Below are 25,389 nucleotides of genomic sequence, written 5' to 3' on the forward strand. Positions count from 1 at the left end.
TCAATCCACGACCCGCAAGGTCAGATTTATACGTCCGTTGTTCTTCAACAGGCTGGAACTGCCGAACCGGATGCGGTCGATCCCGTGATAAGCCAGACGCGCCGCGCCGCCCATCACGCAAACATCTCCCGAAGCCAGCCAGATGCTTTCGGTCTTGTCCTTGCGCTCCGTGCCTCCGATGCGGAACAGGCCTTCGTCCCCCAACGAGATGGATACCACCGGATAGTCGAAATCCTGTTCATCTTTGTCCTGATGCAACCCCATCCGAGCCTTTTCGGTGTAGTGGTTAATCAGGCAGCAATCCGGCTGGCGGGTGGTTCCCGATACCGCGTTCCAGACATCTAGAACAGATTGCGGGATCGGCGGCCAGGGCGTGCCATCGGGGTGTACCGGTTCATAGCGGTACCCTTTCCGGTCCGAATACCAGCCATGTTTCCCTGCAGATGACATGCGCACAGACATCGGTTTCCCCCAAGCCGTGAGGGGCGAAAACATCGGCGCCTGCGCAATGACAGCACGGATGTCCTCCAGAATGGCCTGTTGGTCGGGCAGCGACAGCAGGGATTTGTAAATCTCAAATCCCCGCAGATTGAGCGGTTTCACGAGTTTCATGCCCGTTTTCTATAATGCAGCCCCGCAACAGCCAAGAAAACAAAAGAAACAGAGGCAATTTTCCGCGCCGACATGCTTGCAGACAGGCAATCACCCTCCTATATACCGTCAATGCTAAGCCGCCCCTGATGGGAGGGGCTGACACATGGGATGGAGCGACGGCGCCGAATGCGGGCCAGGCTCCATAATCGCCGCAAGAAAGGAAGTCTGATGGCTAAAGTAATTGGTATTGATCTGGGGACCACGAACTCCTGCGTTGCAATCATGGACGGTTCGCAACCGAAAGTCGTGGAAAACGCCGAAGGTGCACGCACAACACCTTCTATTGTTGGTTTCACCGACGACGAACGTCTTGTCGGACAGGCCGCCAAACGGCAGGCCGTTACCAACCCTGAAAACACACTCTTTGCAATCAAACGTCTGATCGGCCGGAACGTAAACGATCCTGCGATCAAGAAAGACGCCAAGCACCTGCCCTACAAAATCGTAGACGGCGGCAATGGCGACGCATGGGTTGAAGTCAAAGGCGAGAAATACTCCCCTTCCCAAGTGTCTGCCTTTATCCTTGGCAAGATGAAAGAGACCGCCGAGAGCTATCTTGGCGAAACAGTTTCCGAAGCAGTGATCACTGTTCCGGCCTACTTTAACGACGCACAACGTCAGGCCACCAAAGATGCCGGTAAGATTGCCGGTCTGAACGTCCTGCGCATTATCAACGAACCGACAGCCGCTGCACTGGCCTATGGTCTGGACAAAGAAGGTGGCAAGACCATCGCTGTTTATGACCTTGGTGGTGGTACATTCGACGTTTCCGTTCTGGAAATCGATGAAGGCCTGTTCGAAGTAAAATCCACAAACGGCGACACTGCGCTGGGTGGTGAAGACTTTGACATGCGCATCGTTGAATACCTTGCTGACGAGTTCAAAAAAGAGAACGGTGTTGATCTGTCCAAGGACAAGATGGCGCTGCAACGGCTGAAAGAAGCCGCCGAGAAAGCCAAGATCGAACTGTCTTCCTCTTCTCAAACAGAGATCAACCAGCCGTTTATCTCTATGGACGGTAAAACCGGCCAGCCGCTGCACATGGTTATGAAACTGACCCGTGCCAAGCTGGAATCTCTGGTAGCTGATCTGATCAAACGCACCATGAAACCTTGTCAGGACGCATTGAAAGACGCGGGCCTGTCCAAAGGCGACGTGGACGAGATCGTTCTGGTTGGCGGTATGACCCGTATGCCAAAAGTGATCGAGGAAGTGACCAAATTCTTCGGGAAAGAGCCGCACAAAGGCGTTAACCCTGACGAAGTTGTGGCCATGGGCGCTGCCATTCAGGCAGGTGTTCTGCAAGGCGACGTAAAAGACGTTGTTCTGCTGGACGTGACACCTCTGTCCCTGGGTATCGAAACATTGGGTGGTGTGTTCACACGCCTGATCGATCGCAACACCACGATCCCGACGAAGAAGTCTCAGATCTTCTCGACAGCCGAGGATAACCAGAACGCTGTAACCATCCGCGTGTTCCAAGGGGAACGCGAAATGGCTGCAGACAACAAAATTCTGGGCCAGTTCAATCTGGAAGACATCCCGCCTGCCCCACGTGGCCTGCCACAGATCGAAGTGACCTTTGATATTGATGCCAACGGTATCGTGTCCGTGTCCGCAAAGGACAAAGGCACCAACAAAGAGCACAAGATCACCATTCAGGCGTCCGGCGGTCTGTCCGACGAAGACATCGAGAAAATGGTACGCGACGCGGAAGAGAACGCCGAAGCGGATAAGGAGCGTAAAGAGCTTGTCGAAGCCAAGAACCAGGCTGAAAGCCTGATCCACGGCACCGAGAAGTCTCTGGAAGAGCACTCTGACAAGGTGGATCCATCCACTGTAGAAGTGATCGAACTGTCGATCAAGGCGCTGAAAGAAACGCTGGAAACCGACAATGCTTCTTCCATTCAGGCCCGTTCGCAGGATCTGACCGAAGCAGCCATGAAGCTGGGCGAAGCCATCTATAAGGCGCAAGCTGAAGAAGCTGGCAACTCCGGTGACGGCGAAGGCGGTTTCGGTGGTGAAGACGAACCAAAGCCGGTTGATGATGACATCGTGGACGCAGATTTCGAAGATCTGGGTAAAAACGACCGTTAATCGTGAACCGACAGCCAAACGTGCGGCTGGGGGGTAAATTCCCCCGGCCTGCGTTAACGCGGAGGCGACATGGCAAAGCGTGATTACTACGACCTGCTGGGTGTTTCCAAAGGCGCGTCTGAACAGGAACTGAAAAAAGCCTATCGCAAGAAAGCGATGGAGCTGCATCCGGACCGCAACAAAGACAACCCCGACGCAGAAGCACAATTTAAAGAAGTCAACGAAGCTTACGACGTCCTGAAGGACGGAGACAAGAAAGCTGCGTATGACCGCTACGGCCACGCTGCGTTTGAAGGCGGCATGGGCGGCGGCGGTCGCGGTGGCGGTTTCCATCCGGGCGGCGGTGCGGACTTCGGTTCGGCGTTTTCCGATGTTTTCGACGATCTGTTCGGCGATTTCATGGGTGGCGGCGGCCGGCGTGGCGGCGGCCAGCGGGCAACCCGCGGGTCCGACCTGCGTTATAATCTGACGATTTCTCTTGAAGAAGCCTTTACCGGCAAGCAGCAGAATGTCTCGGTCACTACTTCAGTGGCTTGTGACACCTGCGACGGCTCCGGTGCCGAAGGTGGCGCAGAACCTGCAACCTGTCCGACCTGTTCGGGTATGGGGAAAGTGCGCGCGCAGCAGGGTTTCTTCACTGTAGAACGCTCCTGCCCGACGTGTGCAGGGCGTGGCCAGATTATTACCAATCCCTGTGGCGCCTGTTCCGGTTCCGGCTTGCAACAGCGCGAACGCTCTTTGGGTGTAAACATTCCTGCTGGTGTTGAAACCGGCACCCGTATCCGGCTCGCCGGTGAGGGTGAGGCTGGAATGCGCGGCGGTCCAACCGGCGATCTCTACATCTTTATCGAAGTGGAAGATCACCCGATCTTTGAACGGGAAGGCTCAAACCTGTTTTGTCGCGTGCCCGTCAGCATGACAACAGCGGCCCTCGGCGGAGAGATCGAAGTCCCGACCATCGACGGAGGAAAATCCCGCGTGAAGGTTCCTGCAGGCAGCCAGTCCGGTAAACAGATGCGCCTGCGCGGCAAGGGTATGCCGGCACTGCGGTCGAACCAGTCGGGCGACCTGTTCTTGGAACTGGCCGTGGAAACACCGGTGAATCTGACCTCCAAGCAGAAAGAACTGCTGCGGGAGTTTGAAGATTTGTCTGAAGACAACAGCCCAGAGAGCACTAATTTCTTCGGAAAGGTCAAAACTTTCTGGGAAGGAATGAAGGGCTAACCCTTTATTTCTAAACAATAAAGTTGATTAAAAAACGGCCCCGATGGTATTTCGGGGCCGTTTTTTTTGTGCTCTCTCGTCGAGCTGAGCGGGAAAAGCCGTGCTATCCCTAGCCACCGACACGACAGGCGGCCATGACAGCCATGTTCAGAATGTCGTTTACGGTAGAAGTGACCGAACAGATTTTCACCGGCTGGTCGATTCCGGCAAGGATCGGGCCGATCACTGTCGCGCCGCCCATCTGTTGCAGCATCTTTACCGAAATAGAGGCAGAGTGCCGTGCAGGCACCACCAGCACATTGGCCGGTCCGGACAAACGGCAGAACGGGTACTGTTTCATAAGCTCCGCATTCAGCGCCACATCGGCGGTCATCTCTCCGTCGTATTCGAAATCAACACCGCGCTCGTCGAGAACTGCAACAGCGTCTTCCATTTTGCTGGCCCGTTCTGACACAGGATAGCCGAAGTTGGAGAAGCTGGCGAAAGCCACCCGCGGTTCCAAACCCATATTCCGCGCGACACTGGCAGAACGTTCTGCAATATCCGCAAGATCAGTTGCTTCGGGCCATTCATGGGACAACGTATCAGAGACAAACACCATCTGTCCGCGCAACAGAACCGCCGTCACACCGACCGCCCCGTCAGAGGGTTTGGCATCAATCACATGGTTCAAAAGTTCCATGATCTGCGCAGACTTTCGGGTCGCACCTGTGATCATTGCATCGCCGTGCCCGTGGGCCAACATCAGCGCCGAAAAGACATGCCGGTCACGCGAAGCCATGCGATGCACGTCTTTCTCGGTATAGCCCTTGCGCTGCAACCGTTTGTAAAGAAACGCTTTGTAAGTTTCCAATTCATCCGTCAGGGCGGCATTTGTCACTTCGATTTCGTCAAACGCATCGGGCATACCAGCCGCTGCCAGTTTCTCGCGGACTTCATCCACACGCCCCACAACAACCGCTTTGCCCATGCCGTTGCGGGTATAGGCCACCGCCGCACGCAACACCCGTTCGTCGTCGCCCTCGGCAAAAATCATCGTCGCCTGCGCGTTCTTGGCGCGTACATAAAGCGATTGCAGGATAGAGGCCGCAGGATCCAGACGGGATTTCAGCGCCAGTTCATAGGCCTCGATATCCACAATCGGCCGCCGCGCAGCACCCGTATCCATACCCGCCTTTGCCACAGCCGGCGGGATCACGTGAATCAGGCGGGGATCGAACGGTGTCGGGATGATGTAATCCGGTCCGAACACCAGCTTCTTGCCATAAGCCATCGCCACTTCGTCCGGAACCTCCTGACGGGCGAGATCGGACAACGCCTGAGCACAGGCAATCTTCATTTCGTCATTGATCGCCCGCGCGTTGATGTCCAGCGCCCCGCGAAACAGGTAAGGAAAACACAGCACGTTGTTGATCTGGTTGGGGTAATCCGAACGCCCTGTTGCCACGATCGCATCGGGCCGCACGGCGCGGGCCTCTTCGGGCGTAATTTCGGGATCGGGGTTGGCCATTGCAAAAATCACCGGATTAGGGGCCATGCTGGCCACCATTTTCTCGGTCACGGCACCTTTGGCCGACACGCCCAAGAACACATCCGCGTCCACCATCGCCTCTTCCAGCGTGCGCAGTTCGGTCTTTATCGCATGGGCCGATTTCCACTGGTTCATACCCTCGGTCCGGCCCTGATAGATCACGCCTTTGGTGTCACAGGTGATGCAGTTTTCAGACCGCGCGCCCATCGCCTTGATCAGCTCCACACAGGCAATGCCAGCGGCACCGGCCCCATTCAGAACGATTTTCACATCCTCAATCTTCTTCTTGCTGATGTGCAGCGCGTTCAACAGACCCGCCGCACAGATAACCGCGGTTCCGTGCTGGTCATCGTGAAACACCGGAATGTCCATCAACTCTTTAAGCTGTTGTTCGATAATAAAGCATTCCGGTGCTTTGATATCTTCCAGATTGATCCCGCCAAAGGACGGGCCCATCAGTTTCACAGCGTTGATGAAGGCATCGGGATCTTCGGTATCCAGTTCCAGATCAATGGAGTTCACATCGGCAAAGCGTTTGAACAGGACGGATTTACCCTCCATCACCGGTTTGGAGGCCAGCGCACCAAGGTTCCCCATCCCCAGAATGGCCGTACCGTTGGTGATTACCGCCACCATATTGCCCTTGCTGGTATAGTCATAAGCCACTTCGGGATTATCCGCGATGGCCTGTACGGGAACCGCAACACCCGGGGAATAGGCCAGCGACAGATCCCGCTGTGTTGTCATGGCGGTTGTGGGCACCACCTCCAGTTTGCCGGGTGTCGGTTCCAGATGGTAGGCCAGCGCCTCTGCGTCGGTAATTCGGTTGTTCTTGGTCATGTCTCGGGTCGGTCCTTGCGCTGTGGAAGGCCAGTGTTACCGAGTTCGACGCCCTCACACAACACTCCTGCGCGTTTGTCCTTTTCACGCCTCGTCCCCTTGGGTATCTTCCCCGAAATTTCAACGGGGAGTAACGGGCCGTGGCAGCAGAAACAGGCGCAGTGACGCCAATGATGGCGCAATTTCTGGAGATAAAAGCCGAATATCCCAACGCCCTGCTGTTCTATCGCATGGGCGATTTTTACGAGATGTTCTTTGACGATGCGGTGATGGCGGCTGGAGCGCTGGACATTGCCCTGACCAAACGGGGCAAGCATCAGGGGCAGGACATCCCCATGTGTGGCGTGCCGGTCCATGCGGCGGAAAACTATCTGCTTACGCTGATCCGCAAGGGGTTTCGCGTCGGCGTTTGCGAGCAGCTTGAAGACCCTGCAGAGGCAAAAAAACGCGGTTCAAAATCGGTTGTGAAACGGGGCGTGGTGCGGCTGGTGACACCGGGCACATTGACCGAAGACAGCCTGCTGGATGCCCGCCAGCATAATTTCCTCTGCGCCTTTGCCAGCATCCGTGACGGATCGGCGCTGGCGTGGGTTGATGTGTCTACCGGTGATTTCCACGTGCAAAGCTGCCCGACCGTCGGACTCTCGCCACTGCTGGCGCGTCTGGCCCCGCGCGAGGTGTTGGTGGCTGATAGCCCTGAAAACTGGCTGCGTGAAACTGTTGAAGAAACCGGCGCCGCTGTGACCGAACTGGCCCGCGCCAGCTTCGACAGTACTGCGGCTGGGGAGCGGCTGACCGGATTGTTCGGCGTGAAATCGCTGGATGCCTTTGGCAGCTTTTCCCGCGTGGAACTGGCGGCGATGGGGGCGATTGTGGATTATCTGCATATCACCCAAAAGGGCAAACTGCCCTTGCTGAAACCGCCCGTGGCCGAGGCGACAGACACTTCGATGCGGATCGACGCCGCGACACGGCGTAATCTGGAACTGACCCGCACCATCAGCGGGGACCGCGCAGGTGCTTTGCTTTCAGTGATCGACAAAACCATCACAGGGTCCGGTGCACGGCTGCTGGAAACGCGGCTGAACAATCCTTCTCGGCATCTGGGAACTGTGCGAGACCGGCTGGATGCTGTAAGCTTTTTTGTAGATAACCAGCAGGTTAAAAATGATTTGCGTGAAACATTGCGCAAGACACCGGATATGGACCGCGCCCTGACCCGCCTGTCGCTGGAACGGGCCGGACCAAGGGACATCGCTGCTATTCGGGACGGTCTCACCTCGGCGCAGGCTATTTTTGGTCTGATCGGGGAAACCGATCTGCCCGGTCTGGTGGCCACCGCACGAGAGGCGCTGGACGGCCACAGCGAGATGATTGCATTTCTGAACGAACGTCTGGTAGAGGAACCACCCCTTCTAGCACGGGACGGCGGTTTCACGGCAAGCGGATACCGCACCGATCTGGACGAAGCCCGCACCCTTCGGGACGAGGGGCGCAAAGTGATCCTCGGGCTGCAGAAAGACTATGCGGAACTGGCTGGTGTCACTGCACTTAAGATCAAACATAACAACGTGCTGGGGTATTTCATTGAAACGCCCGCAACCCACGCGCCGAAAATGCTGACCGCCCCTCTGTCCGACACATTTATCCATCGCCAGACCACCGCAAACGCGGTCCGTTTTACCACGCTGGAACTGTCGGAACTGGAAACCAAGATTCTGAACGCAGGCGGACGGGCGCTGGAGATCGAGCAGGAGGTTTATAAGGAACTTTCAGCACAGATTGTTTCACGGGGTGCAGAAATCGGGCAGGCGGCAAAATCCATCGCGGAACTGGATTTGCAGGCGGCACTGGCTGAACTGGCGCTAAGCGAGGACTGGACCCGCCCTGCGGTTTCTGATGACCGCCGCTTCAAAATCACCGCCGGACGCCATCCCGTTGTCGATGCGGCCCTGCGCAAACAGGCCAGCGGCAGTTTTGTGGCCAATGATTGTGATCTGTCGGATGCCGAAGACAGCAAACGCCTGTGGTTGCTGACCGGCCCGAACATGGCCGGTAAATCCACCTTCCTGCGGCAGAACGCACTGATCGCCGTGCTGGCGCAGATGGGGTCTTATGTGCCTGCGGAACATGCAGAAATCGGGCTTGTTTCACAGTTGTTTTCCCGCGTCGGGGCCTCGGATGATCTGGCACGGGGACGGTCTACCTTCATGGTTGAAATGGTGGAAACCGCCGCGATTCTCAACCAAGCGGATCAGAACGCGCTGGTTATTCTGGATGAAATCGGGCGCGGAACGGCCACTTACGACGGTTTGTCGATCGCCTGGGCCACGCTGGAACATCTGCATGAGGGCAACAAATGCCGTGCGCTGTTCGCGACCCATTATCACGAGCTGACACAGCTTTCATCCAAGCTTGACCATTTGATGAACGCGACGATTGCGGTGCGGGAATGGGAGGGAGATATTATCTTTCTCCACGAAGTCCGTCAGGGCGCCGCAGACCGCAGCTACGGGGTGCAGGTGGCACAACTGGCCGGTCTGCCTGCCAGTGTGGTCGAACGGGCACGTGTGGTGCTGGAGGCGCTTGAGAAGGGCGACAGAGAGGACGGCAACAAGGCCAAGACCCTGTTCGAAGACCTGCCATTGTTTGCCGTGAAACCACAAGCGCCGCCGCAGCCTGTAGAACAGTCAAAAGTCGAGGAAATGCTGGAAGTGGTTCTGCCGGACGAACTGACACCCAAAGAAGCGCTGGCTCTGGTGTATCAGTTAAAGGAAACGCTTGGTCGCTAGGCGCAGGTCAGAGCCCCGGACCATCCGCGCCGGGTTTCAGATCCTGTGCAAAACACAAGCGATTGCCATGAGGATCTGCCAGTTCCACCTCTTTACAGTGGTAAAAGCTTTCTTCTGGCCCGCGCAGCAGCTTCACGCCACGGCCAAGAACCTGATCGGTGAAGGCATCAATGTCTTCAAGATAGAAATAGGCCGCCCATTCCCCGTCAGAAGCGGGACGGTCTGATGCTGTCAGCCCGAGCGTAATACCCCCGAGCTGTACAATCGCGAAATTCGGTGTGCCATCTTCGTTTTTCCACTGACCGGCAAGTTCAAAACCAAGCTTGCCTGTGAAAAACGCCACGCCTGCCGCCAGATCGGCCGCAGGCAGGACGGGCATGGAGCGCACACCTTGTTTCATGTGTCAGTTCCCGTTGCCGGAAGATACACCCACTTGGGCCGGACGCAGCAAACGGTCTCCGATCATGAAACCTTCGTTCATGACTTGCAGGATATGGCCGGCCTTCACATCAGGGAACGGCGCTTCGAACATGGCCTGATGGATGTTCGGGTCAAATTTGTCGCCGACAGCAGGGGACACCGGCACAATTTTGTGGGTGGCAAAAGCAGACAGCAATTCACGCTGGGTCAGCTCGATACCTTCGATCAAACCTTTGTTGGCTTCACGCTGTTCGTCGGTCACGGTTTCCAGCGCCCGTTTCATGTTGTCATTCACAGACAACAAGTCCCGTGCAAGTTTCTGGCCGCCATATTGTTCTGCATCACGCCGGTCCCGTTCCGCCCGCTTTCGCAGGTTTTCCTGCTCGGCCAGCGCACGCATCAAACGGTCCTTCAACTGTGCCACTTCCGCCTGAAGCTGTTCCACAGGATCCACCTCTTCAGGCTCTGCGGTCAGATCCACTTCCTCGAACTCTTCTTCGGATTCTTCCTCGTCGATTTTATCCAGCGGAAACTCATCCTCATCCAGGAAGCGATCCAACGATGCATCCAAATCTTCGTGTTTTTTACCCATGCTCTTCGCCATTCAGTTTCTGTTAGACATCATGCGACTTACCAGTTGCGCCGTGTAGTCAACGATTGGGACAATTCTGCCATAGTTCAGCCGGGTTGGTCCGATCACCCCGACAGCACCTATGACCTTTCGATCAGCGTTCATATAGGGAGAGACAACAAGACTCGACCCCGAAAGTGAAAAAAGTTTGTTCTCTGAACCGATAAAAATGCGCACGCCTTCGCCCTGCTCTGTCAGGTCCAGAAACTGGGCGATATCCTGCTTGCGTTCCAGATCATCAAACAGGGTTTTGATCCTGTCGAGATCCGCTTCGGTTGCTGTATCTTCCAGAAGGTTGGAGCGTCCCCGCACAATAAGGCGATCCGGCGTTCCGCTTTTTTCTTCAGCCCAAACGGCAACACCCGCTTCAACCAGTTTTTGCGCCAGACTGTCGAGTTCCTGACGACGACGGGTGATTTCGGTTTCCACCACCGATTTCAAATCACTCACCGTATGACCGGCCAGAACCGCATTCAGGAAGTTTGCCGCTTCTCTCATCGCCGAAGGCGTTTGGCCAATCGGTGGCGTAAAGATACGGTTTTCCACCTGCCCGTCAGCCATGACCAAAACGACAAGAGCCTTATCCGGCGAAAGAGACACAAATTCGATATGCTTGATAGGCGCTTCTGTCTTTGGCGCGAGTACGACCGAGGCACTGTGAGTGAGACCGGACAAAAGCGATCCGGCCCGATCCAGCGCGCCTGTCAGGTCTTCCGAATTGCTGTGCATGGAAGCGTCAATAGAGCGCCGTTCGTCTGTAGAAAGATTGCCCACCTCCAGCAGACCATCCACAAAAAGCCTCAGACCCATATGGGTCGGAATACGACCAGCCGAAACATGAGGGCTATCCAGCAACCCAAGATGTTCGAGATCCTGCATCACGTTGCGGATCGTCGCGGCCGATACTTTTTCGGACAGGCTGCGCGTCAGGGTGCGCGATCCAACAGGCTCGCCGCTCTCCAGATAGGACTCCACAAGCAGGCGAAACACCTCGCGGCTGCGGGCGTTCAAATTATCCAGAGGATGTGATACTTGTTCTGTCACGCGTGTTATCCATTTCATCGGAACGGACTATAGGTAGGAACTCTGCCCCGCTTGGTCAATCGGGGTTTGCGCCCTATCTTTGAAACAGATATTACCGCGCCAATTACAAAAGGAATATACCCATGCGCCCTTCCGGCAGAACCACAGACACACTGCGCGAAATCTCTATCGAAACCAACGTAACAAAACACGCCGAGGGCTCCTGCCTGATCAAATGCGGCGATACCCATGTTTTGTGCACCGCTTCCCTTGAAGGCCGCGTGCCACCTTGGATCAAAGGCTCCGGTCTTGGCTGGGTAACTGCGGAATACGGCATGCTCCCCCGCGCCACAACAACCCGCAACCGCCGCGAAGCAGCTGCTGGCAAACAGTCCGGCCGCACACAGGAAATCCAGCGTCTGATCGGCCGGTCCCTGCGGGCCGGTGTTGACCGCGTGGCCCTGGGCGAGCGCCAGATCACCATCGACTGCGACGTTATCCAGGCAGACGGCGGCACCCGCTGTGCGTCCATTACAGGCGGCTGGGTCGCCCTGCGTCTGGCTGTGAACAAACTGCTGAAAGCCGGTGAAATCAAGGAAGATCCGCTGACGGATCACGTGGCGGCGGTGTCTTGTGGCATTTACGCTGGCCAACCTGTTCTCGATCTCGACTATGCCGAGGACAGCGAAGCCGGAACCGATGCCAACTTTGTGATGACTGGGTCCCGCGGACTGATCGAAATCCAAAGCTCCGCCGAAGGCGCTACCTTCAGCCGCGATGAATTCAACGCGCTTCTGGACCTTGCGGAAAAAGGTGTGGATGATCTGGTTGCAGCACAAAAAGCGGCTGTGGCCTGATCCATGCGCAAGCTGAGTGAAAAGAAAATTGTCCTCGCGTCTCATAACGCGGGGAAATTGCGCGAGATTGCCGAACTGGTAAAACCCTACGGCATCGAAGTTGTTTCCGCCGGTGATCTGGGACTGGAAGAACCGGAAGAAACTGAAAACACTTTTGCAGGCAACGCACGCATCAAAGCGCATTTCGCGGCACAAGCAGCGAACCTCCCTGCCCTGTCCGATGACAGCGGTATCGAAGTAGATGCGCTCGACAAACAACCGGGTGTTTATACAGCCGACTGGGCCGAAACGCCGAATGGTCGCGATTTTCCAATGGCGATGACCAAAGTTTGGTCTCTGCTGGAAGAAAAGAAAGCAGCCGAGCCACGCACAGCCCGCTTTTGCGCAACCCTTTGTGTTGCATGGCCGAACGGTCACGATGAAGTTTTTGAGGGCACGGTTGAAGGACGGATCTCTTGGCCCATGCGGGGCGATCAGGGTTTCGGTTTTGATCCGATCTTCGTTCCGGACGGACACGAAGAAACATTCGGGGAAATGGACCCCGCCCAAAAGGCCGCGATGAGCCACCGCACCGTCGCCTTTGCCAAACTGAAAGCGGGATGTCTTGACGACTGAAGATTGGCAACACGCCGGCTTTGGCGTTTATGTACACTGGCCGTTCTGCGCTGCCAAATGCCCATACTGTGATTTTAATTCACATGTTCGCCAATCTGTAGACCAAACCGCATGGGTCAGGGCTTTTGTCTCGGAGATCAAAACCACCGCTGCCCTGATCCCCAACCGCACTGTAGACACTATTTTCTTTGGCGGCGGGACACCCAGTCTCATGCTTCCGGAAACTGTAGACACTATTATTCAGGCAATTGGCCAGTATTGGACTCTATCTCCTAATGCAGAGATTACTCTGGAGGCCAATCCGACTTCGGTCGAGGCTGACCGCTTCCAAGGCTTTTCGGACGCAGGTGTTAACCGTATCTCTATGGGTATTCAGGCGCTGAATGACGCAGATTTACGTGCACTCGGACGGATGCATAGCGTATCAGAAGCCCGCCAAGCCTTTGACGTTGCGAAAAAATATTTCAACAACGTCAGCTTTGACCTGATCTACGCCCGTCAAAATCAAACACTCTCCGACTGGCGGGATGAATTAACGCGAGCCATCGATATGGCGGTAGATCATCTCTCTTTGTACCAGTTGACCATTGAACAAGGCACACGGTTTGGGGATCTCTTCGCCCGCAGCAGGCTTCGCGGGCTTCCAACAGATGAATTGTCGGCGGACCTTTACGATTTAACGCAGGACATATGCGGAGAAAAAGGTCTGATCGCCTATGAAGTTTCGAACCATGCCCGAGAAGGCGCGGAATGTAAGCATAATCTGATCTACTGGCGTTACGGAGATTATGCCGGCATCGGCCCGGGCGCGCACGGACGTCTTTCACTGGGTGGCGGAAGAGTTGCGACGGAATCGCCTCTGATGCCTGAACACTGGCTGGATGAAGTCGCGCAGAATGGTACAGCAAACCGCATCGCTGAAGAAATCTCTTCAGAGGATCAAGCTGCGGAATATGCAATGATGTCCCTTCGCCTGTCGGAAGGCTGCGATCTGGAACGCCTTCAACAACTTTCACCGGATCGAATTGATCTGAACGCTGCGAGTGAACTCGTTCGCGACGGATTTCTTACACAAAGCAATTCGCATCTGCGCACCACACCGCAAGGCAAGATGGTATTGAACGCGATACTGGGAAAACTGTTGACCGGGGCGGCGGAATAATGCGCGGGATTTGGTTCATTTTCGGCGTCTTAAGTGTGCTCGCCGCGCTTATCGGCGCCGTGCTTCCATTGTTGCCGACTGTACCGTTTCTATTACTGGCGGCTTTCTGCTTTGCAAGATCGTCGCAACGGGCTCACGACTGGTTAACCCAGCACCCGCGCTTCGGGCCACCTATCAGGGATTGGAACGAGAAAGGGGCAATCCGGAAACCGGCCAAGATCGCAGCAACTGTTTGCATAGCTGCAAGTCCGATCCTGACCTATTTCCTGAATGTACCTTTATGGGCATATATAACGCAGCTGGCAGTGCTGTGCTGCGTTATGCTTTTTATATGGACCCGGCCGAACGGGTAGCGGATAGCATTTGGCACAATGCGTCCAGATCATCAAACGATCCGTATTTGATTGTAAGCGAACCGCCTTCCGTTCCCGCCTTATGATCTATGCTCACCTTCATACCAAGATTTGCTGAAAGATCGGTCTCCAACGATATAGTATCGCTGTCTTTTGCCATCTTGGGCGTTTTGGGTTTTGGCGGCGTTTGGCCTTTTTTCAGCAAAGCTTCAGTCTGGCGGACCGACAAACCCTTATCAACAACCTGACGGGCAAGCTCCAAAGCGTTTTCTGCTGGAACCAAGGCGCGGGCGTGTCCGGCCGTAAGCCGACCATCTACAAGCATATCCTGCACACCCGTTGGCAGATTCAACAAACGCATCGAGTTTGCCAGATAGCTCCTGCTCTTTCCAAGCGCTTCTGACAGTTTCTCTTGGGTGTGGCCGAATTTTTCCATCAATTGATGATAGCCATATGCCTCGTCAACCGGATTCAAATCAGCGCGCTGGATATTCTCGATAATCGCGATTTCCAGAACTTCCAGGTCGTCCATTTCCCGGATAACAACCGGTACCTCGTCGATCTTCGCAGTTTGGGACGCACGCCAGCGACGTTCCCCTGCTACGATCTGGTATTCACCTTCGTTGTTCGGATCAGGACGCACAATCAGTGGCTGAATGATTCCTTTGGCCAGAATCGATTTGGCCAGATCGCGCAACTCAACATGATCAAACGTACGTCTTGGCTGATCCGGATTTGCATGGACTTTCGTAATCGGGACCATTTTTTCGCTGCTGCGCGGCCCCTCTCCTGCAACATCTTGCGTTGCAGTCGGTTCATTAATTTCTGCCATTAGCGCGGACAATCCACGGCCGAGACCTCTTTTTTCATTCTTCTTGCTCATTTTAGTATTCCTCACCCGTTAGGTCGGTTCTTGTACACGTCGGTTTTCCCGCCTCAGGAACTCCGCCGCGAGTTTTTGGTAGGCCACGCTCCCCCTGCTCTTGTGATCATACAGGATCGCTGGCATCCCGAACGAAGGCGCTTCGGAAAGGCGCACATTCCGAGGCACGATCGTCGTGTAAACTAGATCACCAAGATTCTCTCGAACGTCCTGCTCTACTTGCTGGGACAGATTGTTCCGGCCATCGAACATCGTCAGAACAATGCCTTCGATCTTGAGAACAGGGTTCAAACTCTGGCGCACTTCCCGAATCGTCAGCATCAGCTGGGAAAGACCTTCAAGCGCAAAGAACTCGGCTTGCAAAGGCACAATCACCGACTGGCTCGCCGCCAATGCATTCAGCGTCAGAAGGTTTAGCGACGGCGGGCAATCCACGAGAACGTAATCAAACTCGTCGTCGAAACTGTTCAGTTCTTCCAGAGATTTTCGCAACCGGAGAATGCGACGCTGATCATCTACCAGTTCTACATCAGCAGAGCTTAGATCAACGGAAGAAGGCATAAGAAACAGGTTTGGAACCTGCGTCCGCATAATCGCCTCCTTGATGGGCTTTTTCTCGACCAAGACGTCGTACATGGTAACCGTGCGTTTGGTGGGATCAATTCCCAAACCCGTCGACGCGTTCCCCTGCGGATCAAGATCCAACAACAACACCCGCTTCCCGACTGCAGCCAGCGCTGTTCCAAGGTTTATGGCTGTTGTTGTTTTCCCAACCCCGCCTTTTTGGTTGGCGATTGAAAGTATTTTAACCGGCTTCAAGCCGCTATGTTCTGACACGCTCGATATCCCTGACCCGCAAAACCGTTCCATTTACATCGGTTTCGCTGGCGAATTGCTCCGCTTCGAATGTCCAAAACCGACTCGCCCCACCTACCTCATGTTCGCAATTTTGGCCTTTCAGATAAAGGCATATCCCGTCTTTTTTGAGAAAAGTTTTCGAAAGGGAAAGCAGATCACCCAACGGGGCCAGAGCGCGGGCTGACACAATATCGGCCTCGACCGCGTCGAAATCCTCAATACGTTGGGTATGAACTTTGACCTTAACGCCTGTTTCACGTGAAACATTTCTTAAGAACGCTGATTTCCTTGCGTCGCTTTCAACAAAGTGAAATGCACTTTCCGGCGCCTGATCCGAAGCAATTATTGCAAGCACCATCCCCGGAAAGCCGGCTCCGGATCCAATATCGACCCAGGTTCCAAATTCTTTCCGGTACTGCCAAAGCTGCATACTATCCGCGAAGTGGCGAACAGCAGCTGCATCCAGCGTTGATTTACTCACCAGATTGATTGTGGGATTCCACTTTAGTAACGCATTTGAATACAGCTCCAGCTTTTCCAATGTTTCACGTGAAACATCGAAATGCTGGCAAACTTCAGACAAATCAGCATTCTGATTTATCATGCTGATTTCGCCGAATTAAACTGCTTCACTCGCCCAAGCAGCAGCGTCAATGCGGCCGGAGTCATCCCGTCAATACGCGCCGCCTGCCCCAAAGTTTCCGGTCGTGTTACCTCCAACTTTGACTGGAGTTCTTTGGAAAGCCCTGAAATTCCCGCAAACTGAAAATCAACCGGGATTTGCAGCTTTTCGTCCTTCCGAACAGCCGAGACATCAGAGGCCTGCCTCTGGATGTAATTGGCGTACATAGCATCGTTCTGAACTTGCTGCGCGATGGCAGGTTCAAAATCCGTCATATCGGGCCACAAGTTGGAAAGCGTTGCGAGCGATACATCCTTGTAGGACAAGAGCTCCAGCCCGTTTCGGCGCACCCCGTCCTGATTTATCTTGATGCCGGATTTGGCAACCTCGTTCGGTGTGGCTGTCCGGTTCGTAAGTTCGTTTCGCGCTGCATTCAACTGTTCCATCTTCCGGTCGAATACCTCGCCACGCTCGGCCCCGACGCAACCTAAATCAATACCTTTAGGTGTGAGGCGCTGGTCCGCGTTATCCGCCCGAAGGGAAAGCCGGTATTCCGCCCGCGATGTAAACATACGATAGGGTTCCGTCACGCCTCTGGTGGTAAGGTCGTCAATCATAACGCCGATGTAGCTTTCAGACCTGCTGAAGTGAACAGGCTCCGCTTGCTGTGCCGCACGCGCTGCATTGACGCCAGCCACAAGCCCTTGGGCAGCCGCTTCTTCATATCCTGTGGTACCATTAATTTGTCCCGCCAGAAACAGGCCCGGTACCGAACGCACCTGCAACGTGGAGTCCAACGCTCTGGGATCGACGTAATCGTATTCAATTGCATAACCGGGCTGAAGGATTTTAACCTTTTCCAGACCTGCGATCGAAGTGACATAAGCTTCCTGCACATCAACTGGCAGGGATGTAGAAATGCCATTCGGGTAGATCGTCGGATCATTCAAACCTTCCGGTTCAAGGAATATCTGGTGACTGTCCTTTTCACCGAAGCGTACAATCTTGTCTTCGATGGACGGGCAATACCGTGGCCCTACCCCATCAATATGTCCTCCATACATCGCGGATCGTTCGAGATTTTTCTCGATAATCTCGTGGGTGCGAGGGTTCGTATGGGTGATCCCGCAGGAAATCTGCTGAGCTACCGCCTTTTTGGAAAGGAAAGAAAACAGGCTTGGATCATCATCAGCCGGTTGCGTTTCCAGCCCGTCCCAATTGATGGTACGCCCGTCAAGTCGTGGAGGAGTTCCGGTTTTGAGCCGCCCCATCGGCAACTCAAAGCTATCCATCCGATTCGCAAGATCGAGGGACGGTTGGTCGCCCATCCGCCCGCCAGGTTTTGAGACATCACCGATATGAATAACGCCGCGCAGAAACGTACCAGTCGTAAGGATTACAGCGGCCGCATTGATTTCGCTCCCGTCGCGAAGAACCACACCGCGGACAGCGTCGCCCTTTACAATGAAATCTGTGACTTCTGATTCGATAACTTCCAGCCCGTCCCGCGCTTCAAACTCCCGCTGCATCGCAGCCCGATACAGGGCGCGGTCCGCTTGAGTTCTGGGCCCTTGTACCGCCGGCCCTTTCCGACGATTCAAAAGCCGGAACTGAATCCCGGCCTGATCTGCAACCCGTCCCATCACTCCGTCGAGAGCGTCTATTTCTCGTACAAGGTGGCCCTTACCCAATCCGCCAATGGCCGGATTACAGGACATTTCTCCGATCTTCTTGAAGCTATGGGTTACCAGCGCTGTACGCGCACCCATACGCCACGCCGCCTGGGCAGCCTCTGCCCCTGCATGGCCGCCACCAATTACCACAACATCAAAATCACATTGTTTCACGTGAAACATTCCCGTTGCTCGCGCCTATTTCCCTAAGCAGAAACTGGCGAAAATTTCGTCTAAAAGATCTTCAACACCTACGCGACCAATAATCGCATTCATCGCGTGGGTCGCCGCATGCAACTCCATCGCGATCAATTCGCTCTCGCCATCTGTCGCAATCAGCTCTTGCGCTGCTTTCATATACAGCGTCGCCGACTCCATCGCAATACGGTGCCGCTGGCGGACGGCAGAACGGGTAATAGCCACGCGGGAGCCAAGAACCGTCGTGATATGACGGATCATCCGGTCCAGCCCTGCGCCGGTTTTACCAGAGATTCCATCCACGCGACCTGCATCGGATTTTCCAAAAAGAACGAGGTCATCGCCTTGTATTTCAACACCAAAACCCTTGCCTTCCCCGTCTTCTGTAAGGAAGATGCGCAGGTCTGCGGCATCTGCTCTTTTTCGGGCGAGCTCCACACCCAGAGCTTCAATTGTATCGGCGGTTTCTCGCAAACCAGCGGTATCCAGCACCGTCACAGGAATGCCCTCAAGGTTCATACGCACCTCGATCACGTCCCGAGTCGTTCCCGCAATTTCTGACGTAATCGCAGCCTGACGCCCTGCCAGTGCGTTTAAAAGCGTGGATTTTCCGATATTCGGCGGGCCGACAATGGCAACTTCAAATCCGTCGCGCACTCTCTCTGCCACAAAACTTCCGGCAATCTCTTGCTCCAGATCAACCTTGACCGATTCGATTAGCTCCCCTACTTCGGGGCTGACGTCTACAGGTACATCCTCATCAGCAAAATCGATGGTTGCCTCAATCAATGCCGCAGCACGGATCAGATCCCTGCGCCACCTCTCGACCTTTTCTGTTAACCCGCCATCCATCAGCGCAAAGGCTTGCCGCCTCTGGGCTTCGGTCTCTGCCTCGATCAGATCGCTGAGCCCTTCAACCTGACTAAGATCCAGTTGCTCGTTCTCAAGGGCTCTGCGGGTGAATTCTCCCGGCTCGGCCAAACGAGCGCCCGATTTTGACAAGGCTTCCTGAACCGCTTCAACAACGGCAGGGCTTCCGTGACATTGAAATTCGACGACAGGCTCCCCGGTAAAGCTGGCGCCTTTTTCAAAAACCAGAACCAGAGCTTGATCCAATACAACGCCATCCGCCGACTTCAAAAGACGCAGGCCACGGTTTTGAGGCAAAGAACTACAAAGCTCTTTTGCAGCAGTAAAAGCGGCGTCTCCTGATATTCGAATCACGGAAACGCCGGCCTTTCCCCGCGCTGTGGCAAGGGCATAGATCGTATCTGACATAAATAAACCTTTGAATCAAAAGGCTAATTATGGCGAAGCCGGCTTCGCCAGTGATGGTTAGGTATTCATGGAGTCGAAGAATTCCGAGTTTGACTTCGTCTGCTTCATTTTCCCAAGCAGGAATTCAATCGCATCTGTGGTACCCATCGGGTTCAGAATACGGCGCAAAACGAACGTTTTCGTCAGATCCCCTTTATCCACCAGAAGTTCCTCTTTCCGTGTACCAGACTTCAGAATGTCGATAGCCGGATAGACCCGCTTGTCTGCGATTTTACGATCCAGAACCAGTTCGCTGTTACCCGTCCCTTTGAATTCCTCAAAGATAACTTCGTCCATACGGGAACCTGTGTCGATCAATGCAGTCGCGATGATCGTCAGAGAGCCGCCCTCTTCAATGTTACGGGCCGCCCCGAAGAAGCGTTTTGGGCGTTGCAGGGCGTTCGCATCCACACCACCGGTCAGAACCTTACCAGAGGACGGTACAACCGTGTTAAACGCGCGCCCAAGGCGTGTGATACTGTCCAGAAGGATAACAACGTCCCGCTTATGCTCGACCAGACGTTTTGCCTTCTCGATCACCATTTCTGACACAGCAACGTGGCGTGCAGCCGGTTCATCAAAAGTGGAGGATACAACCTCACCCTTAACAGAACGCTGCATGTCGGTAACCTCTTCCGGCCGCTCGTCGATCAGAAGCACGATCAGATAACATTCCGGATGGTTTTTTTCGATGCTGGCTGCGATGTTTTGCAGGATCATCGTCTTACCCGTGCGCGGCGGTGCCACAATCAGGGAACGTTGCCCCTTCCCGATTGGCGCAACCAGATCAATCACACGAGGTGTCTTATCCTTGATTGTAGGGTCTTCGACTTCCATTTTCAGACGCTCTTCAGGGTAAAGCGGCGTCAGGTTGTCGAAATGCACCTTATGTTTGGCGTTCTCGGGATCGCTAAAGTTGATCGTGGTCACTTTTGTCAGCGCGAAATAGCGTTCGCTTTCGTCCGGTGCCTTAATGACCCCTTCCACTGTATCTCCTGTCCGCAGGGAATGTTTGCGGATCTGATCGGGGCTTACATAAATGTCTTCCGGACCGGGCAGATAGTTGGATTCAGGGGAACGAAGAAAGCCGAAACCGTCCTGCATCAGTTCCAATACACCGTCGCCGGAAATCTCGGCACCGTCTTCGGCCATTTCCTTGAGAATGGCGAACATCATGTCGCCCTTGCGCATGGTGGACGCGTTTTCGATCTCCAGCTCTTCTGCCTGTTTCAGCAGGTTAGCCGGGCTCATCGCCTTGAGTTCGGACAGGGAAACTTTTTCCGGTTCCATGTGAAATATCCTTATGACGCCCACCGGTCCGGTATGCGTGAAACTTCTGTGTTCTGTGGGGTTGCAGCCTATAAAGCGGTTGGGGAAACCAGGCTGTTTTCCGGCCTTGTATGGGAAAACCGGTGCTGTGTCAATTTTCCCTTAAAACGGTCGAACGACGATCATTGTGACGATGACAATCATCAGCACGGTCGGCAGTTCGTTCATGATCCGGTAGGATCGTGCGTTGCGTGTATTCCGGTCTTCTGCGAACTCCTTCCGCCGTTTACCAAGCCAGTGATGATAATGGGTCATTCCCAGAACCATCGCGGCTTTCACCCAAGGGTAAAATGAACCCCAATCCACTATTCCCGGCGTAAATGCCAACATCAGGCCAAAAACCCATGTGGCAATCATTGCCGGATTCATAATCATCCGCAAAAGCCTGACTTCCATGCCTTTGAAGACTTCACTCGTCTCTGATCCGACAGGTCCGTGTTCCACGTGGTTCACAAACAGTCGGGGAAGATACAGCAGGCCCGCCATCCAGCTGATCACGGATAAGATATGAAGGGTTTTCACCCACGGGTAAACCGTCGCCAGAAGATCAGTCATTATCTTTTCTTAAGCCAATTTTAAGTTTCACGGGACAGAGTGGTTTTACACACCGGTTCGATACACACTCAATAAATATATAATATTTAAAGAAGATGTTTATGGAGTAGGTAATCCCGAAACCTGTGGATTAAATTTCTATGCACAGCTCAAGGCCATTTTTCTGACGTATTTATAACTTTCACAGTTTCCAGTCACAGCCTGTGTGCAGTGCCGTATTTTCCCTGTTTTTTATAGCGCTGAATTTCGCAAAACCTGTGGACAATTCTGTGTGCAAAAAAGGATTAGGAGATTCAGCCCACAGAATCGAACCGTTTATGGTGTTCTTTCCCCCCTGTTTAAAACTCCGGTATGACTGGGGATAAATTCGTGGAATATCCACGGGTGTGAAAGTGCAGGGGATAACCGTGGAAAACTCCAGAGAGTTCAGGCCGATTCGTCCACAGGCTCTGGTTCACGGTTTTATTCTGCGTTAGGCACAGAAATATGACAGTCACCGTGGAAAAAACTTTATGATGAAAATAGTACTTGCCTCGGGTTCACAGATTCGCGCCAGCATGTTGCGTGATGCCGGGGTCGATTTCACAGTTGATGTGCCCCGTGTGGATGAAGAATCGATTCTTCTGTCGCTTCAGGCAGAAGGTGCAAAGCCCGGTGATATTGCCGACACCCTTGCCGAATACAAATCCCGCCGTATTGCGGACCGTCATCCAGACTCTTTGGTGATTGCGGCGGATCAGGTGCTGACGTGCAACGGTAGGGTCTATAGTAAGCCCAAGTCTGTCGAGGAAGCGCGGGACCATCTGCTGTCACTGCGTGGACAAGGGCATCAACTGCTTTCAGCGGTGGTGGTTTACGAGGAGGCCAAACCGGTGTGGCGCCATATCGGGCGGGCACAGCTGACAATGCGGGCGTTTTCGGACAGTTTTCTGGATGATTACCTCCATAAGGCCGGAGAGTCCGTCCTGTCGTCTGTTGGATGCTATCAGCTTGAAAACGTTGGCGTTACATTGTTTTCACGGGTTCAGGGTGACTATTTCACCATTCTAGGGTTGCCCTTGTTGGAAGTTCTGGATTTTCTGCGCAGCAGAGGAGCGATTCAAACATGAAAAATCCCCGTGTTCCGCTGGCAGCAGTTATCGGCTGGCCAATCTCTCATAGTAAATCGCCGCGCATACACGGGCATTGGCTCTCAAAGCACGGTATTGCCGGTCATTATATTGCGATGGGTATTGAACCTGCGGCTTTTAAGGACACCATGCAGCAGTTGCCAAAGCTGGGCTTTGTCGGGGCGAATGTTACGATTCCCCATAAGGAAGCAACTCTTGAACTGGCAGCAGAGGTCACACCCCGAGCAAAGCAAATAGGAGCAGCAAACACAGTCGTATTCCTGCCAGAAGGCGGTTTCCGGGCTGATAACACCGATGGGATCGGTTTTATTAACAATTTGCGACAGAAAGCACCGGATTGGGACGCGAGCGCTGGACCGGCTCTGGTGCTAGGCGCCGGCGGGGCAAGCCGCGCGGTTCTGTGGTCTTTGCTGGATGCTGGCGTTCCACAGATCCTTCTTGCCAACCGCACACGCGAACGTGCCGAAAGCCTCAAACAAGAATTTGGGAATAAAATCAGCGTAATAGAGTGGTCAGAGATTTCGGAAGCCACCAAAAGCGCCGCCTTGATCGTAAATACGACTTCTTTGGGAATGACAGGTCAACCGCCTCTGGAGATTACGTTGCATAGTAAAGCGGGGACGCTGGTGACCGATCTGGTTTACACGCCGATGACGACAGAGCTTTTGCGGCAGGCGCAGGATAAAGGCCTACAAACAGTGGACGGGTTGGGGATGCTTTTGCATCAGGCTGTTCCGGGGTTTGAAGCCTGGTTCGGTACCCGCCCCGAAGTAGATGAAACCATGCGCGCTTTGGTGCTGGAATGATTAAACGACCATATATTCTGGGGCTGACAGGCTCTATCGGGATGGGAAAATCCACCACAGCGAAACTGTTTGCGGATCGCGGAATTCCAGTCTGGGATGCGGATGCAACCGTGCATCAGCTGTATTCAGGTGACACCCCTGCCGTGCGCCAGATTGCGGCGATGCTGCCGCAAGCGGTGGAAAACAAGGTCGTAAACCGCGAGACGTTAAAAGCGGAAATCGCTAAGGACCAAAGTATCCTGCAAAAACTGGAACAGATCGTGCAGCCGTTAATCGCCCAAAGCCGCGCTGATTTTGTGGCGGAAGCGCGGGACAATGACGAAGATATGGTCATAATAGACCATCCGTTGCTACTAGAGAGCAGCTCGGAGCGATATTGTGACGGGGTTCTGGTGGTAACTATAGACGCCGCAGAACAGCGTCGCCGCGTGCTGGAGCGCGGGACAATGGATGAAAACACGCTGGAAATCATCCTTGCAAAACAGATGCCGGACGCAGAAAAACGCAAACGGGCGGATTTCATTGTCGAAACCACGACGCCAGAGGCCGCGGAACAGCAGGTTGAGGCTGTCATCGCGAAGATTAAGGACAGTTTAAATGCGTGAAATCGTAATGGATACGGAAACCACCGGTCTCGACCCTCACAGCGGCGACCGGATCGTTGAAATCGGCGGCGTTGAGCTGTGGAACCATCTGCCAACCGGAAAAACCTACCACCAGTATATCAATCCGGAACGGGACATGCCGCAAGAGGCGTTTGATGTGCACGGGCTGTCCATTGATTTTCTGCGTGACAAACCCGTGTTTGCGAAGATTGCGCAGGAGTTTCTGGATTTTGTTGGGGATGCCAAGCTGGTCATCCACAACGCCGCTTTTGACATGAAGTTTCTGAATGCCGAATTGGGCTGGCTGAACCTGCCGCAGCTTCCCTACTCTCAAGCGATTGATACGCTGGACATTGCACGCCGCAAGTTCCCCGGTGCGCAAAACTCCCTTGATGCGCTGTGTCGCCGGTTTGGAATTACGACAGAACGCGCGCTGCACGGTGCGCTGCTCGACAGTGAAATTCTGGCGGAGGTTTATCTGGAACTGATCGGCGGTCGCCAACCCGACTTTGCGCTGGGGATTGTCGGGGGCACTGACAGCGACAAAGCCGGTTCGCCAAGCAGCTGGACGGTTCCGCCCCGCCCCAAAACACTTCCGCCCCGGATAACCGAGGCGGAAAAAGAGAACCATGATGCCTTCATCAAGACCCTTGGTCCTGATGCGGCATGGCTTAATTCGTAGGGGCTTGTTCTGCGGCTGCCTGCTGGCGGCGCATCAGTTCCGTGCGGTAAAGCTGCATGAAATCAATGTTGTCGATGTTCAGCGGCGGGAAACCACCGTCTGCTGTGACATCCCGTGCGATGCGGCGTACGAAAGGGAACATCATGCGCGGACATTCGATCATCAGGAAGGGGTGCAGCTGCTCTTCTGGAATGTTCTCGATCTGGAACAGACCGGCATAGTCAATTTCCAGCAGGAAAACAGCTTGCTCGCCGGATTTGGCGCTCACGTTCAGCTTCAGCGCAACTTCATAGCCGTTGTCGCTTTTCTTAGCGGCGTCCAGATTAACTTGCACATTCACTTCAGGTTTCAGATCACCACCAAGATTTTTCTGTGCCGCGACATTCTCAAAAGAGAGATCCCGAATGTACTGGTTTACGATCTTCATTGCGACGGGCTTTGTTTCTTGTGCCGCGCCGTTGTTTTCTTCGGCCATGACTTGACTCCCAATTAATAAATTCGCGCGGTGCTACCAATCCTACCGCTCTAGAAC

At 54.3% G+C, this 25,389-nt stretch carries 24 protein-coding genes; 11 read left to right on the top strand and 13 right to left on the bottom strand.

The features are described 5' to 3' along the window. Positions 1-612 carry an alpha-ketoglutarate-dependent dioxygenase AlkB family protein gene (locus tag C0U40_RS00990; RefSeq protein ID WP_101653897.1) on the bottom strand — a complete coding sequence of 204 codons (612 nt, stop codon included), beginning with the start codon at positions 610-612 and terminating at the stop codon, positions 1-3. Between the two features lie 210 nt (positions 613-822). Between C0U40_RS00990 and dnaK the strand changes: the two genes are divergently transcribed. Both dnaK and dnaJ read left to right on the top strand, forming a co-directional pair. Next, a complete protein-coding gene (dnaK, locus tag C0U40_RS00995; protein WP_101653898.1) occupies positions 823-2,751 on the top strand; it encodes a molecular chaperone DnaK in 1,929 nt (642 codons plus the stop codon). A gap of 69 nt (positions 2,752-2,820) precedes the next feature. Then, positions 2,821-3,975, top strand: a complete 1,155-nt coding sequence (dnaJ, locus tag C0U40_RS01000) for a molecular chaperone DnaJ (RefSeq protein WP_101653899.1) — start codon at positions 2,821-2,823, stop codon at positions 3,973-3,975. A gap of 109 nt (positions 3,976-4,084) precedes the next feature. Here dnaJ and C0U40_RS01005 read toward each other — a convergent pair whose 3' ends face one another. After that, entirely contained in the window at positions 4,085-6,346 is a 2,262-nt protein-coding gene (locus C0U40_RS01005; RefSeq protein ID WP_101653900.1) for an NADP-dependent malic enzyme, read from the bottom strand. Between the two features lie 170 nt (positions 6,347-6,516). Here C0U40_RS01005 and mutS point away from each other — a divergent pair, with 170 nt between their 5' ends. Then, positions 6,517-9,138 (top strand): DNA mismatch repair protein MutS, encoded by a 2,622-nt coding sequence (gene mutS, locus C0U40_RS01010; protein WP_101653901.1) that lies wholly within the window; start codon positions 6,517-6,519, stop codon positions 9,136-9,138. Between the two features lie 7 nt (positions 9,139-9,145). Here mutS and C0U40_RS01015 read toward each other — a convergent pair whose 3' ends face one another. The 3 genes from C0U40_RS01015 to hrcA are packed head-to-tail and all read right to left on the bottom strand — an operon-like array spanning position 9,146 to position 11,233. Then, entirely contained in the window at positions 9,146-9,538 is a 393-nt protein-coding gene (locus C0U40_RS01015) for a glyoxalase superfamily protein (protein WP_101653902.1), read from the bottom strand. Between the two features lie 3 nt (positions 9,539-9,541). Continuing rightward, positions 9,542-10,162 (bottom strand): nucleotide exchange factor GrpE, encoded by a 621-nt coding sequence (grpE, locus tag C0U40_RS01020; protein WP_101653903.1) that lies wholly within the window; start codon positions 10,160-10,162, stop codon positions 9,542-9,544. Further along, positions 10,163-11,233 (bottom strand): heat-inducible transcriptional repressor HrcA, encoded by a 1,071-nt coding sequence (gene hrcA, locus C0U40_RS01025; RefSeq protein ID WP_286134724.1) that lies wholly within the window; start codon positions 11,231-11,233, stop codon positions 10,163-10,165. 122 nt (positions 11,234-11,355) lie between these two features. Here hrcA and rph point away from each other — a divergent pair, with 122 nt between their 5' ends. Genes rph through C0U40_RS01045 form a run of 4 tightly spaced genes read left to right on the top strand, consistent with a single transcriptional unit; the run spans position 11,356 to position 14,199 of the window. After that, positions 11,356-12,069 (top strand): ribonuclease PH, encoded by a 714-nt coding sequence (gene rph / locus C0U40_RS01030; RefSeq protein WP_069298460.1) that lies wholly within the window; start codon positions 11,356-11,358, stop codon positions 12,067-12,069. A 3-nt stretch (positions 12,070-12,072) separates the two neighbouring features. Beyond that, on the top strand, positions 12,073-12,684 hold the full coding sequence (rdgB, locus tag C0U40_RS01035) for an RdgB/HAM1 family non-canonical purine NTP pyrophosphatase (RefSeq protein ID WP_101653905.1): 612 nt from the start codon (positions 12,073-12,075) through the stop codon (positions 12,682-12,684). Further along, positions 12,674-13,846 carry a radical SAM family heme chaperone HemW gene (gene hemW / locus C0U40_RS01040; protein WP_101653906.1) on the top strand — a complete coding sequence of 391 codons (1,173 nt, stop codon included), beginning with the start codon at positions 12,674-12,676 and terminating at the stop codon, positions 13,844-13,846. The genes rdgB and hemW overlap by 11 nt, the downstream gene beginning before the upstream one ends. Further along, positions 13,846-14,199, top strand: a complete 354-nt coding sequence (locus tag C0U40_RS01045) for a YbaN family protein (RefSeq protein WP_101653907.1) — start codon at positions 13,846-13,848, stop codon at positions 14,197-14,199. The genes hemW and C0U40_RS01045 overlap by 1 nt, the downstream gene beginning before the upstream one ends. Here C0U40_RS01045 and C0U40_RS01050 read toward each other — a convergent pair. From C0U40_RS01050 to hemJ, 7 genes are all read right to left on the bottom strand, one after another. Further along, positions 14,174-15,082, bottom strand: coding sequence for a ParB/RepB/Spo0J family partition protein (locus C0U40_RS01050; protein ID WP_101653908.1), 909 nt, complete (start codon positions 15,080-15,082; stop codon positions 14,174-14,176). The two genes, C0U40_RS01045 and C0U40_RS01050, sit on opposite strands and share 26 nt — an antisense overlap. Positions 15,083-15,100: 18 nt before the next feature. Beyond that, on the bottom strand, positions 15,101-15,919 hold the full coding sequence (locus C0U40_RS01055; protein ID WP_286134725.1) for a ParA family protein: 819 nt from the start codon (positions 15,917-15,919) through the stop codon (positions 15,101-15,103). Continuing rightward, entirely contained in the window at positions 15,906-16,544 is a 639-nt protein-coding gene (rsmG, locus tag C0U40_RS01060) for a 16S rRNA (guanine(527)-N(7))-methyltransferase RsmG (protein ID WP_101653910.1), read from the bottom strand. Before rsmG ends, C0U40_RS01055 begins: the two co-directional genes overlap by 14 nt. Then, positions 16,541-18,418, bottom strand: a complete 1,878-nt coding sequence (gene mnmG / locus C0U40_RS01065) for a tRNA uridine-5-carboxymethylaminomethyl(34) synthesis enzyme MnmG (RefSeq protein WP_101653911.1) — start codon at positions 18,416-18,418, stop codon at positions 16,541-16,543. The genes rsmG and mnmG overlap by 4 nt, the downstream gene beginning before the upstream one ends. Before the next feature lie 15 nt (positions 18,419-18,433). Further along, on the bottom strand, positions 18,434-19,711 hold the full coding sequence (mnmE, locus tag C0U40_RS01070; RefSeq protein ID WP_101653912.1) for a tRNA uridine-5-carboxymethylaminomethyl(34) synthesis GTPase MnmE: 1,278 nt from the start codon (positions 19,709-19,711) through the stop codon (positions 18,434-18,436). A 57-nt stretch (positions 19,712-19,768) separates the two neighbouring features. Then, positions 19,769-21,040 carry a transcription termination factor Rho gene (gene rho, locus C0U40_RS01075; protein WP_101653913.1) on the bottom strand — a complete coding sequence of 424 codons (1,272 nt, stop codon included), beginning with the start codon at positions 21,038-21,040 and terminating at the stop codon, positions 19,769-19,771. A 141-nt stretch (positions 21,041-21,181) separates the two neighbouring features. After that, positions 21,182-21,634 carry a protoporphyrinogen oxidase HemJ gene (gene hemJ / locus C0U40_RS01080; RefSeq protein ID WP_101653914.1) on the bottom strand — a complete coding sequence of 151 codons (453 nt, stop codon included), beginning with the start codon at positions 21,632-21,634 and terminating at the stop codon, positions 21,182-21,184. 512 nt (positions 21,635-22,146) lie between these two features. Here hemJ and C0U40_RS01085 point away from each other — a divergent pair. The 4 genes from C0U40_RS01085 to dnaQ are packed head-to-tail and all read left to right on the top strand — an operon-like array spanning position 22,147 to position 24,857. Beyond that, entirely contained in the window at positions 22,147-22,743 is a 597-nt protein-coding gene (locus tag C0U40_RS01085) for a Maf family protein (protein WP_286134726.1), read from the top strand. Beyond that, positions 22,740-23,570, top strand: coding sequence for a shikimate dehydrogenase (locus C0U40_RS01090; protein WP_101653916.1), 831 nt, complete (start codon positions 22,740-22,742; stop codon positions 23,568-23,570). Before C0U40_RS01085 ends, C0U40_RS01090 begins: the two co-directional genes overlap by 4 nt. Continuing rightward, on the top strand, positions 23,567-24,175 hold the full coding sequence (gene coaE, locus C0U40_RS01095) for a dephospho-CoA kinase (protein WP_101653917.1): 609 nt from the start codon (positions 23,567-23,569) through the stop codon (positions 24,173-24,175). The genes C0U40_RS01090 and coaE overlap by 4 nt, the downstream gene beginning before the upstream one ends. After that, positions 24,168-24,857: a DNA polymerase III subunit epsilon gene (dnaQ, locus tag C0U40_RS01100; protein ID WP_101653918.1), complete on the top strand. Its 690-nt coding sequence runs from the start codon at positions 24,168-24,170 to the stop codon at positions 24,855-24,857. Before coaE ends, dnaQ begins: the two co-directional genes overlap by 8 nt. Here the strand turns inward: dnaQ and secB are convergent. Then, positions 24,847-25,332, bottom strand: coding sequence for a protein-export chaperone SecB (gene secB, locus C0U40_RS01105; protein ID WP_101653919.1), 486 nt, complete (start codon positions 25,330-25,332; stop codon positions 24,847-24,849). The genes dnaQ and secB overlap by 11 nt on opposite strands. Between the last annotated feature and the right edge of the window lie 57 nt (positions 25,333-25,389).

It is taken from the genome of Neptunicoccus cionae, assembly GCF_002860325.1.
Lineage (GTDB): Bacteria > Pseudomonadota > Alphaproteobacteria > Rhodobacterales > Rhodobacteraceae > Amylibacter > Amylibacter lutimaris.

Bases quoted from the DNA above. Each gene is read 5' to 3' on its own strand.
- C0U40_RS00990 (WP_101653897.1), bottom strand. From the start codon at position 612: ATGAAACTCGTGAAACCGCTCAATCTGCGGGGATTTGAGATTTACAAA.
- dnaK (WP_101653898.1), top strand. From the start codon at position 823: ATGGCTAAAGTAATTGGTATTGATCTGGGGACCACGAACTCCTGCGTT.
- dnaJ (WP_101653899.1), top strand. From the start codon at position 2,821: ATGGCAAAGCGTGATTACTACGACCTGCTGGGTGTTTCCAAAGGCGCG.
- C0U40_RS01005 (WP_101653900.1), bottom strand. From the start codon at position 6,346: ATGACCAAGAACAACCGAATTACCGACGCAGAGGCGCTGGCCTACCAT.
- mutS (WP_101653901.1), top strand. From the start codon at position 6,517: ATGATGGCGCAATTTCTGGAGATAAAAGCCGAATATCCCAACGCCCTG.
- C0U40_RS01015 (WP_101653902.1), bottom strand. From the start codon at position 9,538: ATGAAACAAGGTGTGCGCTCCATGCCCGTCCTGCCTGCGGCCGATCTG.
- grpE (WP_101653903.1), bottom strand. From the start codon at position 10,162: ATGGCGAAGAGCATGGGTAAAAAACACGAAGATTTGGATGCATCGTTG.
- rph (WP_069298460.1), top strand. From the start codon at position 11,356: ATGCGCCCTTCCGGCAGAACCACAGACACACTGCGCGAAATCTCTATC.
- rdgB (WP_101653905.1), top strand. From the start codon at position 12,073: ATGCGCAAGCTGAGTGAAAAGAAAATTGTCCTCGCGTCTCATAACGCG.
- C0U40_RS01045 (WP_101653907.1), top strand. From the start codon at position 13,846: ATGCGCGGGATTTGGTTCATTTTCGGCGTCTTAAGTGTGCTCGCCGCG.
- C0U40_RS01050 (WP_101653908.1), bottom strand. From the start codon at position 15,082: ATGAGCAAGAAGAATGAAAAAAGAGGTCTCGGCCGTGGATTGTCCGCG.
- rsmG (WP_101653910.1), bottom strand. From the start codon at position 16,544: ATGATAAATCAGAATGCTGATTTGTCTGAAGTTTGCCAGCATTTCGAT.
- mnmG (WP_101653911.1), bottom strand. From the start codon at position 18,418: ATGTTTCACGTGAAACAATGTGATTTTGATGTTGTGGTAATTGGTGGC.
- mnmE (WP_101653912.1), bottom strand. From the start codon at position 19,711: ATGTCAGATACGATCTATGCCCTTGCCACAGCGCGGGGAAAGGCCGGC.
- rho (WP_101653913.1), bottom strand. From the start codon at position 21,040: ATGGAACCGGAAAAAGTTTCCCTGTCCGAACTCAAGGCGATGAGCCCG.
- hemJ (WP_101653914.1), bottom strand. From the start codon at position 21,634: ATGACTGATCTTCTGGCGACGGTTTACCCGTGGGTGAAAACCCTTCAT.
- C0U40_RS01085 (WP_286134726.1), top strand. From the start codon at position 22,147: ATGATGAAAATAGTACTTGCCTCGGGTTCACAGATTCGCGCCAGCATG.
- C0U40_RS01090 (WP_101653916.1), top strand. From the start codon at position 22,740: ATGAAAAATCCCCGTGTTCCGCTGGCAGCAGTTATCGGCTGGCCAATC.
- coaE (WP_101653917.1), top strand. From the start codon at position 23,567: ATGATTAAACGACCATATATTCTGGGGCTGACAGGCTCTATCGGGATG.
- dnaQ (WP_101653918.1), top strand. From the start codon at position 24,168: ATGCGTGAAATCGTAATGGATACGGAAACCACCGGTCTCGACCCTCAC.
- secB (WP_101653919.1), bottom strand. From the start codon at position 25,332: ATGGCCGAAGAAAACAACGGCGCGGCACAAGAAACAAAGCCCGTCGCA.